This window comes from Neisseria perflava, assembly GCF_019334725.1.
Lineage (GTDB): Bacteria > Pseudomonadota > Gammaproteobacteria > Burkholderiales > Neisseriaceae > Neisseria > Neisseria subflava_A.
In genome coordinates, this window is record NZ_CP079818.1 from 862,863 (window position 1) to 877,559 (window position 14,697).

Consider the following 14,697-nt stretch of genomic DNA (forward strand, 5'->3'; position numbering starts at 1 on the left):
ACGAGTCGCACGGACTGCTAAATATGGTTAATAAATACGGAAATGCTTGGAAATTTTTCAGACGGCCTTTAGAATAGCTCAATTTTACAGTCCGACCAACTGCGTTTTGGGCTGTATGCAGTTTTTTTACTTTATCTTAAAACTCAAAAGAACGGATATATTATGAATCAAGCTGTGGCTCAATTTGCCCCTTTACTGCTGATTATGGTGGTGTTTTACTTCCTGATTATGCGTCCTCAACAAAAGAAATTCAAAGCACATCAAGCTATGCTGGCTGCTTTGAAAGTAGGCGATAAAGTCGTTTTGGCTGCAGGTTTCAAAGGCCGCGTGACCAAAGTCGGCGAGCAATTCTACACTGTCGACATCGGCCAAGGTGCGAGAATCGAAGTAGAAGTGGAACGCAACGCGATTGCCGCGAAAGCCGAATAATCCGTTTTTTTGCGAAAAGCCGCCTCATTTTCCGAGTGCGGCTGTTTGCCTTTATAAATAAAGCAAAGGTTTACCATGAACCGTTATCCTTTATGGAAATACCTGCTGATTGCGTTCACGATTGTGGTTGCGGCTGTTTACTCGCTGCCCAACCTTTTCGGTGAAACGCCTGCCGTACAGGTATCGACCAACCGACAAGCCATCGTGATCAACGATCAAACCCAGTCTAAAGTGTCTTCTGCGTTACAAAGCGCAGGTATTCAGACTGATGGTATGTTCATTGTCGATAATTCGCTGAAAGTGCGTTTTAAAGATACTGAAACGCAATTAAAAGCGCGTGATGTCATCGAAAACACTTTGGGCGAAGGCTATATTACCGCGCTCAACCTTTTGGCGGACAGTCCTGAGTGGATGGCGAAAATTAAAGCCAATCCGATGTTCTTGGGTCTGGACTTGCGCGGCGGTGTGCATTTCACCATGCAGGTGGACATGAAAGCCGCGATGCAGAAAACGTTTGAACGTTACGCCGGCGACATCCGCCGCGAATTGCGTCGCGAAAAAATCCGTACCGGTACGGTGCATCAGGCTGAAAATGGTCTGACTGTGCCTCTGCAAGATGCTGCCGATGTACAAAAGGCTTTGCCTCAGTTGCAAAAGATGTTCCCTGAAGCCACTTTGCTTGCAGACGGCAACAATATCGTGCTGACTCTGTCTGAAGAGGCGATCAATAAAGTACGTTCTGATGCGGTAAAACAAAACATCAACACTTTGCACAACCGTGTGAACGAATTGGGTGTGGCAGAACCGGTTATCCAACAATCCGGTCTTGACCGCATTGTTGTACAGCTGCCGGGCGTGCAAGATACTGCCAAAGCCAAAGACATTATCGGTCGTACCGCGACTTTGGAAGTGCGTATGGTGGAAGACGATCCGATTAAACTTCAAGAAGCCTTAAACGGTAATGTACCGACTGGTTATGAGTTACTGTCAAGCGGTGGCGATCATCCGGAAACTATTTTGGTCAACAAACAAGTTGAATTGACCGGCGACAACATCAACGACGCGCAACCTAGCTTTGACCAAATGGGTGCGCCTGCCGTGAGCCTGAGCTTGGACAGCGCAGGTGGCAGCATTTTTGGCGAATTGACTTCGGCCAATGTGGGTAAACGTATGGCTATGGTGTTGATCGACCAAGGTAAATCCGAAGTCGTGACTGCGCCTGTCATCCGCTCCGCCATTACCGGTGGCCGTGTGGAGATTTCCGGCAGCATGACAACTGCCGAAGCCAACGATACTTCATTGTTGCTGCGTGCCGGCTCGCTGGCTGCGCCTATGCAAATTGTCGAAGAACGTACCATCGGCCCGTCTTTGGGTAAAGAAAACATTGAAAAAGGTTTCAATTCCACCTTGTGGGGCTTTGCCGCTGTTGCTGCATTCATGGTGATTTACTATCGCTTGATGGGTTTCTTCTCTACCATTGCCTTGAGTACCAATATCTTGTTTTTGGTGGGTATTTTGTCTGCCATGCAGGCAACGCTGACCCTGCCGGGTATTGCCGCGTTGGCATTGACATTGGGTATGGCGATTGACTCTAACGTATTGATTAACGAGCGTATCCGTGAAGAATTACGCGGAGGCATACCACCTCAACAGGCCATCAACCTCGGTTTCCAACATGCTTGGGCAACCATTGTCGACTCTAACTTGACCTCTCTGATTGCTGGTATCGCTTTGTTGGTATTCGGTTCCGGCCCGGTACGTGGTTTTGCTGTTGTGCACTGTATCGGTATTCTGACCTCGATGTACTCGTCTGTGGTCGTGTTCCGTGCTTTGGTCAACCTGTGGTACGGCCGCCGTCGCAAATTGCGGAATATTTCCATTGGTGCGGTATGGAAGCCGAAAGCTGAAATGGCAGAAGGCAAGGAGTAAAACATGGAATTATTTAAAATCAAACGCGATATTCCGTTTATGAGCTACGGCAAACTGACGACCTTTATTTCGTTGGTTACGTTTATCGCCGCCGTGTTCTTTTTGGTAACCAAAGGCCTGAATTTCTCCGTCGAATTTACCGGCGGTACGGTGATGGAAGTCCAATATCAGCAGGGTGTTGATGTGAATAAAACACGCGAACGCCTCGATACGCTGAAAATGGGCGATGTACAGGTTCAGGCATTGGGTACGAACAAGCACATCATGATCCGCCTGCCGAACAAAGAAGGCGTAACCTCCGCCCAGTTGTCCAACCAAGTGATGGATTTGCTGAAAAAAGACAATCCTGACGTTACCTTGCGCCAAGTCGAATTCATCGGTCCTCAAGTCGGCGAAGAATTGGTCACTAACGGTTTGATGGCATTAGGTTTCGTGGTGGCAGGTATTATTATTTACTTGTCCATGCGTTTTGAGTGGCGTTTTGCAGTATCGGCGATTATTGCGAATATGCACGATATCGTGATCATTCTCGGCTGTTTCGCCTTCTTCCAATGGGAATTCTCTCTGACTGTCTTGGCAGGTATTTTGGCAGTTCTGGGTTATTCCGTGAACGAGTCTGTGGTGGTGTTTGACCGTATTCGTGAAAACTTCCGCAAACCGCATATGCGCGGCCATACTGTTCCGGAGGTCATCGACAATGCGATTACCGCAACCATGAGCCGTACCATCATTACTCACGGTTCGACCGAGGCAATGGTTGTTTCTATGCTGGTGTTCGGCGGTGCGGCCTTGCACGGTTTCTCTATGGCGCTGACCATCGGTATCGTGTTCGGTATTTACTCTTCCGTATTGGTTGCCAGCCCGCTCTTGCTGATGTTCGGTTTGAGCCGTGAGAACATTGCCAAAGAAGTGAAGAAAAAAGAAGAAGTGGTAGTTTAAACCTGCAATAATTCGATAAAGGCCGTCTGAAAATTGATTGAATCAGTTTTCAGACGGCCTTTTGTATTTAAATTTCAAAATGTTTTATTTTGATGAAATCAGAGGGGATAAATGTGAAAGAAAAAGAAAAAATATGGACGATATAATTTTGTGATGAATCAAGTTTATTGTCTGATATTCCCTTAATTGCTTGTCAGTCCTAATATTTTAAAACATAATACTTTTGCCCCCGATGCTGGAGTTTTACTACAAGTACATGATTTGCAAAAAATCTGTCGGGAGTGCAGACCCTGCCAATCAACCTCAAAAAAGGAAGGCCAAGAATGAAAGTAACCAGTTTCGGCGAAGTGCTGTGGGACGATTTTCCAAACGGAAAGGTATTGGGTGGCGCACCCTTGAATGTTGCTGTCCGTTTGCAGTCTTTGGGTATCGATGCTGCCATCATCAGCCGTCGCGGCGATGATGCCGATGGCGAAGAATTGCTACGTCAAATTCAAAGTAAAAACGTCAATACTGATTATTTGCAGGTTTGTCACGAATGTGCGACCAGCTTGGTGAAAGTACACTTGGACAAGTCTGGCAGTGCGTCTTATGAGATTGTTTATCCTTGCGCGTGGGACAGGATTGCGGTTAATGATGCGGCAATCAAACGTGTAGCAGAATCAGATGCTTTCGTTTTTGGCAGCTTGGCAACCCGCGATGAAGTTTCGCGTAAAAGCTTGGCGGTTTTGCTGAAAGAAGCCAAATTCAAAATTTTTGACGTTAATCTGCGTAAGCCTCATTACGATATTGACCGCTTGCTTGAGACCATGAAACAGTCCGATATGGTCAAACTCAATGATGATGAGTTGTATGAATTGGCTGCGGCTTATGGCTCTCCTTATCACAGTATCGAGCAAAATATCAGCTACCTCGTTGAGCTGACCGGCGTCAAAATCCTTTGCGTGACTTTGGGAAGCCATGGCGCGGTTTTGTATAAGGATGGCGAGTTATACCGTCATTGCGGTTTCCGTGTCAAAGTGGTGGATACTGTCGGCTCCGGAGATAGCTTCCTTGGCGGTTTGACCTACAAACTCCTGAACAATGCGCCTCCTCAAGAAGCCATTGCTTTTGCTTGTGCGCTGGGTGCATTGGTGGCTTCACGTCATGGCGCGACGGCGGATATTTCTTTGGAAGAAGTTGAAGCGTTTATGAATCCTGCTTGATATTTTGACAAGAGACATAAAAAGGCCGTCTGAAAACCATTAAATTAGGTTTTTCAGACGGCCTTAGTATTTTCAGGCTTTACCAATAAGTTGTAAAACATTCTAAGTTGGTATTTTTCGGGCCGCTTCCTTCTTCGGTCGGCGAACCAATCATCATCAGGCCGATGATTTTGTCTTTGTCGGCACACTCAAATGCTTCTCGCAACAATGGGCTGTTGACCCACATGCCCGTAATCCAAACATTGTCGAAGCCTTGAGCAGAAGCAGCCAGTTGCAATGCGTAGGCGGCGCAGCCGGCAGTCAACATTTGTTCCCATTCAGGTTTCGGTTTTGCTACTTCACGGTTCGGCGCGAATGTAACGCCGATAATCATAGGCGCCATGTTGCCGACGCGTTCGGCCTTTTTCATGGCATCATCGCCGAAGTTGAGTTCGGTAACGGTCTTGCCCAAAAGCTCGCGGAAACGTTGCAAACCGGCTTCGCTTTGAATCACAGTAAAGCGGAAAGGGCGCATATTGCCGTGATCGGGTACTTGTGTTGCCGCTTGCAGCATTTGTTCCAGTTGCTCGGCGTTGGGCGCCGGAGCAGCCAGTTTTTTGGAAGAGCGACGCGTGGTGAGGAGATTTAAGGCATCCATTTTTATTCTTTCTTGTGAATTCGAATGAGAATAATTATATAGCAGAACGATAAATAAATCAGCAAAGGACTAAGGCCGTCTGAATTAAGGTTTCAGACGGCCTTTGAGTTTTACAGGATACCGTTGTTTTGTGTATTTTCAGTCATCAGTGCTTTGCTGATTTCATCGGCGGTATAGCTCTTACCGTTTCCGAATACAAAGCTGTCGACATTATTGTTGGCAATGTCATGGATGGTCAGGGTTTCGCCTGTATCTTTGATGGTTAAGACCCAATCATCGCCGGTTTTCAACTGTAAATCTTTCAGCGTAAGCCCTTCTTTGAAAAGGACTTGGGTATTGCTGCCACCATACGGATTAAAGGTGTCGTTGCCGCTGTTTCTGCCAAACATGATAACGGTGTTTTCGGCACCCAGGTCGGTAATGGTATCGTTGCCGCCGGCCGTATCAACGATGTTGATGCCTCGACCCAAAGTAATGGTTTCATCGCTGCGGTTGCCCCTGTATTCGACAACAGAAGTGTAACGCGACAAATCTAAATCGCTGTTGTCGCTATTGGCGTGAATGGTGTGGTTGAAGTTGTTGTATACATCACGGTTGAGTTCTTCAACGGGTTGGCCGGTGTATTGGACGATGTTTGTATTGCCGATCATGTGCGGGATAGACAGTTTGAAGTGGTTGATCAGCTCGCCCATGCTGTATGAGGTATTGCCGTCAAACTGAAACTCGGAAATTGCACCATAAATACCGCTTTGGTTTTTGATGGTTAAAACATCGTCTGTGCCTTTAATGCGGATATGCCAAGTATCACCATCCAGCAGGGGATTGGTCACAAATTGAGAGCTGTCAGGCATGTTGATAATACTGGTTTTGTCGTAACCTTTTTCAATGGTAATTTCGAGGTCGTCAAGGGTAATGCCGCCGGTAAATTTCACGACGTTGGCGTTGAGTCTGTGTAGGCTTGCTTTGCTATCAAAACCGAAGTTGAAGTCAAAAATGGTGTCGTGACCGTAACCTTTGCCGAAAACATAGGTATCGTTGTGTTCGCCGCCTTCCATGTAATCATTGCCTGCGCCGCCGTCAAGCAGGTCGGCACCTACATGGGCATAGAGTTTGTCGTTACCGTTGCCGCCGTAGAGTTTATCGTCGGAATCTGGCTCAGTGCTGTAATAGGTTGCACTGTGTTCGCGCAAGATGTCATCGCCGTCGTGGCCATAGAGGGTGTCATGGCCGTCGTTGCCGCCGTCGATTTCATTGTTGGCTGCATTACCATGCAAAGTGTCATCGCCGTCAGTACCGGCAAATTTAATGGTTTCAGCTTTCACAGGTTGAAAGGCTTGTTGGAACTGAGTGGCAGTGTAAGTTTGGTCGTTAAACTGGAAGCGGTCGATGGAAATGCTGCCATCCGCACCGATTTGGTTTTGAATCAAGGCTGAACCTTGTTCTGAAGTAATTTCCCAGCTTTGGCTGCCATCATTGTTATGAATGGTCTTCAGGTTGAGCTTGGCATTGTTCAGGCCGTCTGAAAACTTGAGGGTATTGATGCCTTGGTTGTCGATAATGGTATCGTTGTCGCCGTAGATATAGGTATCGTTTCCGGCGCCACCTTTCAGAATGTCTTTACCTTTGCCGCCCACCAAAATGTCGTCGCCTGCATCACCGTTGATGACATCGTTACCGTCGCCGCCATCCAGATAATCGTTGCCCTCGCCGCCGTTGAGGTTGTCGTTGCCACCCATGCCGTAAACGGTATCATCACCGCGTCCGCTGTTGAGGCGGTTGCGGCCTTCGTTACCGGTCAGAATGTTATTGCTATTGTTGCCGGCGGCAAAAATATTGGCCGAGCCGGTCAAGGTAACATTTTCGACGTGGGTAGCGGCGGTATGGGAAATGCTGCTGAATACGGTGTCTTCGCCGCCGCCAGCTTGTTCGATAACCACGTCTTTTACATCATCAACGTAGTAAGTGTCATTGCCGTCTCCGCCTTCCATAATGTCGGCACCGGCTTTTCCGTCGATAATATCATCGCCGGATGTGCCGATAAGATGGTCATTGCCGTCGCTGCCATCTATGGTCTTGCCGCTTTCGGTATGCTCTGTCAGGGAAATATCGAAATATTTGGCAAAGCTGTTTACATCCAGTTTTTGTGTGCCAATGATGAATTGGGAGACTGCCGGTGTTGTACCGTTTTGAGTGTATTGGTTTTTGATGGTTAAAACGGCGTTGCTGTTTTTTACGGCAATCAGCCAGTCGTGACCACCAGTTTCGTTGTTTCGGACTTCAACGGTTAAATCGTTAAGGCTCAGGTCAGTATGGAAGCGGATGCTGTTGTGGCCTTGGTTGTCGATAACGGTGTCTTGCTCGCTTTTGGCAGAGAAAAGGTAGGTGTCGTCGCCTTCGCCACCTTCAAGCACATCATTACCTGCTTCGCCGTTGAGGGTGTCATTGCCTGTTTCGCCGAAAAGACGGTCGTTGCCTTCGCCGCCGTTGATGAAATCGTTGCCGCCGCCGCAATAAACGATGTCGTCACCGCGACCGCTGTTGAGGCGGTTGCGGCCTTCATTGCCGATGAGGATGTTGTTACTGTTGTTGCCTGCGCCGAAGATGTTGGCTGTACCGGTCAAAACAAGGTTTTCAACGTGGTTTGGAAGGGTATAGCTGACGTTGCTGTAAACCGTATCATCTCCGCCATTTGGGTTTTCAATGATTTTATCGTCGCTGCGGGTTACATAATAAACGTCATCTCCCGATGTGCCTGTTGTTGCTTGTGCAAGTGGGGATGGCTGCAATTGCTCTAAATGTCGTAATTCAAATTGCGCATTGCGGATGCGCATTGCTTTTTCGATTGTCATGATATTTTCTTTAGATATTGATGAGAGTAACAAGGAAGTAAACGTATCCGGCATATGGCCGGTATTGCTTAATTTGTATTGTGTTTAGACTGTATATACTAGTGCCGAAATTTGATAAAAACAACAGAAACGTTAAGATATGACAATATATAGAGAGCCTTATCAGGCTTAGTTTGCCGTCTATTCTTTTGCCAAATGGCTTTGCCTTGTGCGGCTGTTTTGTTTCTTATATACCACACATCAATTTCCATAGTTTCAAACTATGAATGGTTGTAAAAAGGCCGTCTGAAAAAAAAGAAGCAGGTTTCGCATTGCAAAACCTGCTTCTTTTTTTTCAGACGGCCTGTCTGATTACAGAGTACGGGCAACTTCGACGATGTCGAAACATTCGAGTTGGTCGCCTTCCATAATCTCGTTGTAGCCTTTGAGCATCAGACCACACTCGAAGCCCATGCGGACTTCTTTGACGTCTTCTTTGTAGCGTTTCAAAGAAGACAGCTCGCCGGTATGGATAACCACGTTGTTGCGGATGAGGCGGACATGGGAATCGCGTTTGACCACACCGTCGGTAACCATACAGCCTGCAATGTTGCCGACTTTGGAAACGGAGATAACCTGACGGATTTCGACCGTACCGGTTACTTGCTCTTTCTCTTCCGGAGAGAGCATACCGCTCATGGCGGCTTTCACGTCGTCGATGGCATCGTAAATGATGTTGTAGTAACGGATTTCCACGTTTTCATTCTCAGCCAGTTTGCGGGCGGAAGCATCTGCACGGACGTTAAAGCCGATGATGAATGCGCCGGAAGCGATGGCCAAGTTGACATCAGATTCGGTAATGCCGCCAACGCCGCTGTGCAACACGTTCACTTTCACTTCGTCTGTGGACAGTTTTTTCAGGCTGCCCGCCAAAGCTTCGTAAGAACCTTGTACGTCTGCTTTGATGATGACGGACAAGGATTGGGCTTGGTTTTCGCCCATGTTGTTGAACATGTTTTCCAGTTTTGCGGCCTGTTGTTTGGCCAAGCGCACGTCGCGGTATTTGCCTTGACGGAAGAGGGCGATTTCGCGCGCTTTTTTCTCGTCGGCCAATACCATTGCATCTTCGCCTGCGTTCGGAACGTCGGACAAGCCGAGGATTTCGACAGGGATAGACGGACCGGCTTCATTGATGGCTTTGCCGTTTTCGTCAACCATTGCACGGATTTTACCGAATGCAGTACCGGCCAGCAGCATATCGCCCTTTTTCAGCGTACCGCTTTGTACCAAGAGGGTGGCAACCGCGCCGCGGCCTTTGTCCAAACGTGCCTCTACGATGATACCTTTGGCAGGTGCATCGACTGGGGCAGTCAGTTCCAAAACTTCGGCTTCGAGCAAGACGGCTTCGAGCAATGCATCGATGTTCAGGCCTTTTTTAGCGGAAACGTCGATAAATTGTACATCGCCGCCCCATTCGTCCGGCACGACTTCGTGCGCGGTCAGCTCTTGGCGGATACGCTCTGGGTTGGCGGCTTCTTTATCGATTTTGTTGACGGCAACCACAATTGGTACGCCCGCAGCTTTAGCATGGGCAATCGCCTCGATGGTTTGCGGCATCACGCCGTCGTCGGCTGCTACAACAAGAATCACGATATCGGTTGCTTTCGCACCGCGCGCACGCATGGCGGTAAACGCTTCGTGACCCGGAGTATCCAAGAAGGTAATCACGCCGCGAGGGGTTTCAACGTGGTATGCGCCGATGTGTTGGGTAATGCCGCCCGCTTCGCCTTGTACCACTTTGGCGCGGCGGATGTAGTCCAGTAGGGAAGTTTTACCGTGGTCAACGTGACCCATCACGGTAACAACCGGAGGACGCGGCAATGCTTCGGCTTCTACTGCTTCAACGCCTTCATCCAAGAAGGCTTCAGGATCGTCGGCGGCGGCAGGTTTGCCGATGTGGCCGAGTTCTTCCACAACAATCAGGGCAGTGTCTTGGTCGATGGATTGGTTGATGGTTACCATCATGCCCATTTTCATCAGGGCTTTAACCACTTCGACGCCTTTAACGGCCATTTTGTGTGCCAAGTCGGCAACGGTAATGGTTTCAGGCACTAAAACTTCGTGTACGACAGGTTCGGTCGGCGCTTGGAAGGCGTGTTGGTTTGGCTCAAGTTTGAGTTTTTTGCCTTTTTTGCCGCCGCGTACGCGCTCGTCGTCGCCAGTGCGTGTATTGTTGCGGTCGCGACCACCTTTGCCGCCTTTGCCTTTAGCATTGCGGCCTTGAGTGTCTTCATCACGCTCACGACGGTCTTCTTTTTTACTGCGCGCGTTGTGTTCGGATTTGCCTTCGCCGGATGCTGCTTTAGCTTTCTCGGCAGGTTTACTGCGTTCGCCTGATTTGGCTTCTTTAGTAGGTTTTGAGTCTTTCTCGGCCTGTTGTTTTATGGCTTCACGGCGTGCTTGACGCTCTTGTTTTTCTTTCAACAAGGCTTCTTGATGCGCACGCAGGGCGGCGGCACGACGGGCTTCTTCATCGCGTTGAGCCTGTTCTTCCACGCTGACGACAGGTTGCGGTACGGCAGGAGCGGCAGGTTTAGCTGCCTTTTTCGCTTCTTTGCCTTTGCCGCCTTTGTCTTGTTTGGCTTTGGCAGGTTTCTTGGCTTCGGCTGGTTTTTCAGCTTCAACGGATTTTTCAGACGGCTTGTTGTCTGCTTTAGCTTCAACTTTTACTTCGGTCTTGGCTTCTACAGCTTCAACCGGTTTGGCTTCTTCTTTTTTAGCTTCGGCAGGTTTGCCTTCCGCTTTTGGTGCGGCTTTGGCTGCTTTCAGTCTGGCTGCTTCGGCCTCTGCTTTGGCGCGGGCTTCGGCTTTTGCGGCTGCTTCTGCTTCAGCTTTGGCTTTTTCTTCGGCAGCTTTTGCGGCTGCTTTTTCTGCTTCGGCTTTTTGGTTTTCAGCCGCTACTTTGGCTTTGGCTTCCGCGGCCAATTCTTCGGAAGAAGGAATGGTAACGGCACGGCTGCGGCGGCGTGTTTCCACTTTTACGCCGTCAACGGTGCTGACTTCGGTTTTTTTGCGGCGGATGCTGATGGTGCCGCTGTTGCTGCCATTTTTCTTTTGCAGGTAAGCGGTCAGCAATTGTTTGTCGTCAGTGGTCAGGCTGTCATTACCGCTGTTTTTGTTGACGCCGGCTTCTTTCAATTGTTTGAGCAAATCATCGACGGGGCGGTTTAGTTCGGCGGCAAATTGTGCTACGGTTGTATTACTCATTCAGTACCCCCTTAGTTGTTTTCTTCAGTAAACCAGTGTTCGCGTGCAGCCAAAATCACTTTTTTGGCTTCTTCTTCGTCAACACCGGTAATTTCGACCAATTCGTCAACAGACAATTCGGCTAGATCGTCGCGTTGGGTCACGCCTGCTTCGGCAAGCTTGCGCAACATATCGGAATCTACGCCGTCCAGATTGCGCATGTCTTCAGACACTTCGCCCAGTTTTTCTTCTGCCGCGATGGTCATGGTCAGGATGGCGTCGCGTGCGCGGTTGCGTAGGGTTTCAACGATTTCTTCGTCAAAGCCTTCGATGGCGAGCAATTCTGCCGCCGGAACGTAAGCCACTTCTTCCAATGTGGCAAAACCTTCTTCAACCAAAATATCGGCGGTTTCGTCGTCGATGTTCAAGTGGGTGGTGAAGAGGTTGCGGATAACGGCGTCTTCGGCGGCATTGCGCTCGTCGGCTTCTTCAACGGTCATGATGTTCAGCTGCCAGCCGGTCAGGATGGAAGCCAGGCGGACGTTTTGACCGCCGCGGCCGATGGCCAGCGCCAGTTGGTTTTCATCAACAATCACGTCAACGGCGTGTTTATCTTCGTCAATCACGATGCGGCTCACTTCGGCAGGAGACAGCGCGTTCATCACGAATTGGGCAGGCTCGGGAGACCACAAAACGATGTCGATGCGTTCGCCGGACAATTCGTTGCTCACGGCGTTGACACGGGAACCGCGCACGCCGATACAAGTACCTTGCGGATCGATGCGTTGGTCGTTGGCTTTAACGGCAACTTTGGCGCGTTGGCCTGGATCGCGTGCTACTTCGCGGATTTCCAACAGGCCGTCTGCAATTTCAGGCACTTCGTTGGCGTAGAGTTTGGCCAAGAAGTCGCCGCTGGTACGGCTCAAAATAACTTGTTTGCGGCCGGTGTTGCCGATTTCGTCCACACGCAGGAAGAGGGCGCGGATGCGGTCGCCGCTGCGGAAGTTCTCGCGCGGAATCATTTCTTCGCGTGGAATCAGTGCGTCAAGTTTGCCCGTGACGACTTCAACGATAATACCGTGGCGCTCGACGCGTTTTACGGTACCGGAAACGATGTCTTCTTTAGAAGCGAGGAACTCGTTCAGGTTTTGCTCGCGCTCGGCATCGCGGATGCGTTGCAGGATGATTTGTTTGGCGGTTTGCGCTGCTTGGCGGCCGAAGCCTTCGTTTGGCAGCTGCTCTTCGTAGTATTCGCCGATTTGGATGGTGGTGCCGGGGATTTCTTCTTGGATTTCCTCGATGGTTTTTTCTACGTCAGGGTAGGTGTAGTCTTCATCGGCAACAATCAGCCAGCGGCGGAAGGTTTGGTATTCGCCGGTATCGCGATCGATTTCGACGCGCACGTCCATGTGCTCGCGGTCGGCTTTTTTCTTGGCGGCAGTAGAGAGGGCGAATTCAAGGGCTTTGAATACGACTTCCGTTTCAACGTTTTTTTCACTTGCCAGCGCTTCGGCCAGCTGTAACATTTCGCGACTCATTTTCTAGAATCTCCAAGTAATCGGTTTTTAAAATTTAAATTCGGGGCGCAAACGGGCTTTGTCGATGTTGCTCAATTCGATTTGGGCGGTTTTGCCGTCGAAAGAGACGGTAACGATGTCGTTTTCGCAAGATTCGATGCGGCCGATGAAGTTTTTCTGACCATCAATCGGCAGGCGTGTTTTGATTTTGGCGTTCTGGCCGGCAAAGCGCACGAAGTCGGCGGCTTTTTTCAACGGTCGGTCAAGGCCCGGGCTGGAGATTTCCAAGCGTTTGTAGTCGATGTCTTCAACCATAAACACGCGGCTCAGATGGTTGCTGACAGTGGCGCAGTCTTCGACGGTGATGCCGCCGTCTTTATCAATGAAAATGCGCAAATCGCCTTGCGCGGTTAGTTCGAAATCGACCAGCTCGTAGCCCAAGCCGGGCAGGGTTTTATCAAGAATGCTTTGAATATCCATGCTTCTCCAGAAGTACATAAACAAAAAAATGGCCGCGCGGCCATTTTTCGTGTGATTTGAAAAATTGGCCTATTATAACTGTTTTCCAGATAAAAGAAAAGCGTTGATTTGGCGTGGATTTTTTGAAGTGATTGCTTAAATGGAAGAGATTGGGATGAGGCCGTCTGAAAAGGGAATTGTTGACAAGTTTTAATTTGGCTTTTCTGAAATTTTTTTAGAAAACAAAGAATTGGTATTGCTTTGTTTTCAGACGGCCTTGGATTTCCTGATTTTTCGTGCTTGCACAATGTGCAAGGCGGTTCTACAATTTCTTCATACCCTCCGAATAAGAAAGATGGCCGCTATGTCCGCACACCCGATTTATAATTTTTCCGCAGGTCCTGCCGTATTGCCGGAAGCCGTATTGCGTACCGCGCAACAGGAAATGCTCGACTACAACGGTACGGGTTTTCCCGTGATGGCGATGAGCCACCGTTCGGATATGTTTTTGAGCATTCTGCATCATGCCGAACAAGACTTGCGCCAGCTTTTGAATATTCCGTCTAACTATAAAATCCTGTTTTTACAGGGCGGTGCGACCACGCAATTCAATATGGCGGCCATGAATTTGGCGCACGGTTTTGCGACTGCCGACACGGTGGTAACGGGCAACTGGAGCCGTATTGCCTATGAACAGATGAGCCGTTTGAGCAATGCCGAAATCCGTTTGGCCGCGCATGGTGGCGAGCAATATGCCTATAAAAACCTGCCTGCGGTTGAGGATTGGGATGTCAACCCGAATTCCGCGTTTGTTCATTTTGCGATTAATGAAACCGTAAACGGCTTGCAGTATCAAAACGTCCCCAAACTTTCAGACGGCCTGCCGCCGCTGGTGTGCGATATGTCCAGCGAGATTTTGTCGCGTGAGTTTGATGTATCAGATTACGGCTTGATTTATGCCGGCGCGCAAAAAAATATCGGCCCTGCCGGTGCGACCGTGGTCATTATCCGCGAGGATTTGCTGGAGCGTTGTCCGAACGATATCCCCGATGTGTTCAACTACCGTTCTCATATCAACCGCGACGGTATGTACAACACGCCGTCCACTTATGCGATTTATATGTCGGGCTTGGTGTTCCGCTGGCTGCAAACGCAGGGCGGTGTGAAAAAAATTGAAGCGGTCAATCGAATGAAGGCGCAAACCTTGTATGAGGCGATAGACGGCAGCAGCGGTTTTTACATCAACGATATTCATCCTGATGCGCGTTCCAAAATGAACGTGGTCTTCAAAACCACAAGCGAGGATTTGGACCGCCGCTTTGTGTTGGAAGCCGAGTTGCAGGGCTTGTGCCTGCTCAAGGGCTATAAAACCGTCGGCGGCATGCGCGCCAGCATTTACAATGCGATGCCGCTTGAAGGTGTGAACGCGTTGGCCGAATTTATGAAAGATTTCCAACGACGTTACGGTTAAGACTTAAGATAAAAAGGCCGTCTGAAACTGGGTTTCA

10 protein-coding genes are annotated in these 14,697 nt (G+C 49.2%); 5 read left to right on the top strand and 5 right to left on the bottom strand.

Going from position 1 to position 14,697, the window contains the following annotated elements; genetic code table 11:
- Positions 1 to 162: 162 nt before the first annotated feature.
- The 4 genes from yajC (at position 163) to LPB400_RS04180 (ending at position 4,502) form a co-directional block, all read left to right on the top strand.
- Positions 163 to 429, top strand: coding sequence for a preprotein translocase subunit YajC (yajC, locus tag LPB400_RS04165; RefSeq protein WP_003678762.1), 267 nt, complete (start codon positions 163 to 165; stop codon positions 427 to 429).
- Between the two features lie 75 nt (positions 430 to 504).
- On the top strand, positions 505 to 2,358 hold the full coding sequence (gene secD / locus LPB400_RS04170) for a protein translocase subunit SecD (protein ID WP_219089504.1): 1,854 nt from the start codon (positions 505 to 507) through the stop codon (positions 2,356 to 2,358).
- A gap of 3 nt (positions 2,359 to 2,361) precedes the next feature.
- On the top strand, positions 2,362 to 3,297 hold the full coding sequence (gene secF, locus LPB400_RS04175; RefSeq protein ID WP_003686183.1) for a protein translocase subunit SecF: 936 nt from the start codon (positions 2,362 to 2,364) through the stop codon (positions 3,295 to 3,297).
- Positions 3,298 to 3,620: 323 nt separating this feature from the next.
- On the top strand, positions 3,621 to 4,502 hold the full coding sequence (locus tag LPB400_RS04180) for a carbohydrate kinase family protein (RefSeq protein ID WP_219089506.1): 882 nt from the start codon (positions 3,621 to 3,623) through the stop codon (positions 4,500 to 4,502).
- Between the two features lie 79 nt (positions 4,503 to 4,581).
- Here LPB400_RS04180 and LPB400_RS04185 read toward each other — a convergent pair whose 3' ends face one another.
- The 5 genes from LPB400_RS04185 to rimP all read right to left on the bottom strand — a co-directional run bounded on the left by LPB400_RS04185 (position 4,582) and on the right by rimP (position 13,210).
- Positions 4,582 to 5,139, bottom strand: a complete 558-nt coding sequence (locus tag LPB400_RS04185; RefSeq protein WP_219089508.1) for a nitroreductase family protein — start codon at positions 5,137 to 5,139, stop codon at positions 4,582 to 4,584.
- A 110-nt stretch (positions 5,140 to 5,249) separates the two neighbouring features.
- On the bottom strand, positions 5,250 to 7,988 hold the full coding sequence (locus LPB400_RS04190; RefSeq protein ID WP_219089510.1) for a calcium-binding protein: 2,739 nt from the start codon (positions 7,986 to 7,988) through the stop codon (positions 5,250 to 5,252).
- 351 nt (positions 7,989 to 8,339) lie between these two features.
- Entirely contained in the window at positions 8,340 to 11,234 is a 2,895-nt protein-coding gene (infB, locus tag LPB400_RS04195; RefSeq protein ID WP_219089512.1) for a translation initiation factor IF-2, read from the bottom strand.
- An 11-nt stretch (positions 11,235 to 11,245) separates the two neighbouring features.
- Positions 11,246 to 12,751 carry a transcription termination factor NusA gene (gene nusA / locus LPB400_RS04200; RefSeq protein ID WP_219089514.1) on the bottom strand — a complete coding sequence of 502 codons (1,506 nt, stop codon included), beginning with the start codon at positions 12,749 to 12,751 and terminating at the stop codon, positions 11,246 to 11,248.
- Positions 12,752 to 12,778: 27 nt separating this feature from the next.
- Positions 12,779 to 13,210 carry a ribosome maturation factor RimP gene (gene rimP, locus LPB400_RS04205; protein WP_219089516.1) on the bottom strand — a complete coding sequence of 144 codons (432 nt, stop codon included), beginning with the start codon at positions 13,208 to 13,210 and terminating at the stop codon, positions 12,779 to 12,781.
- 343 nt (positions 13,211 to 13,553) lie between these two features.
- Between rimP and serC the strand changes: the two genes are divergently transcribed.
- Positions 13,554 to 14,660 (top strand): phosphoserine transaminase, encoded by a 1,107-nt coding sequence (gene serC / locus LPB400_RS04210; protein WP_219089518.1) that lies wholly within the window; start codon positions 13,554 to 13,556, stop codon positions 14,658 to 14,660.
- Positions 14,661 to 14,697: the final 37 nt, after the last annotated feature.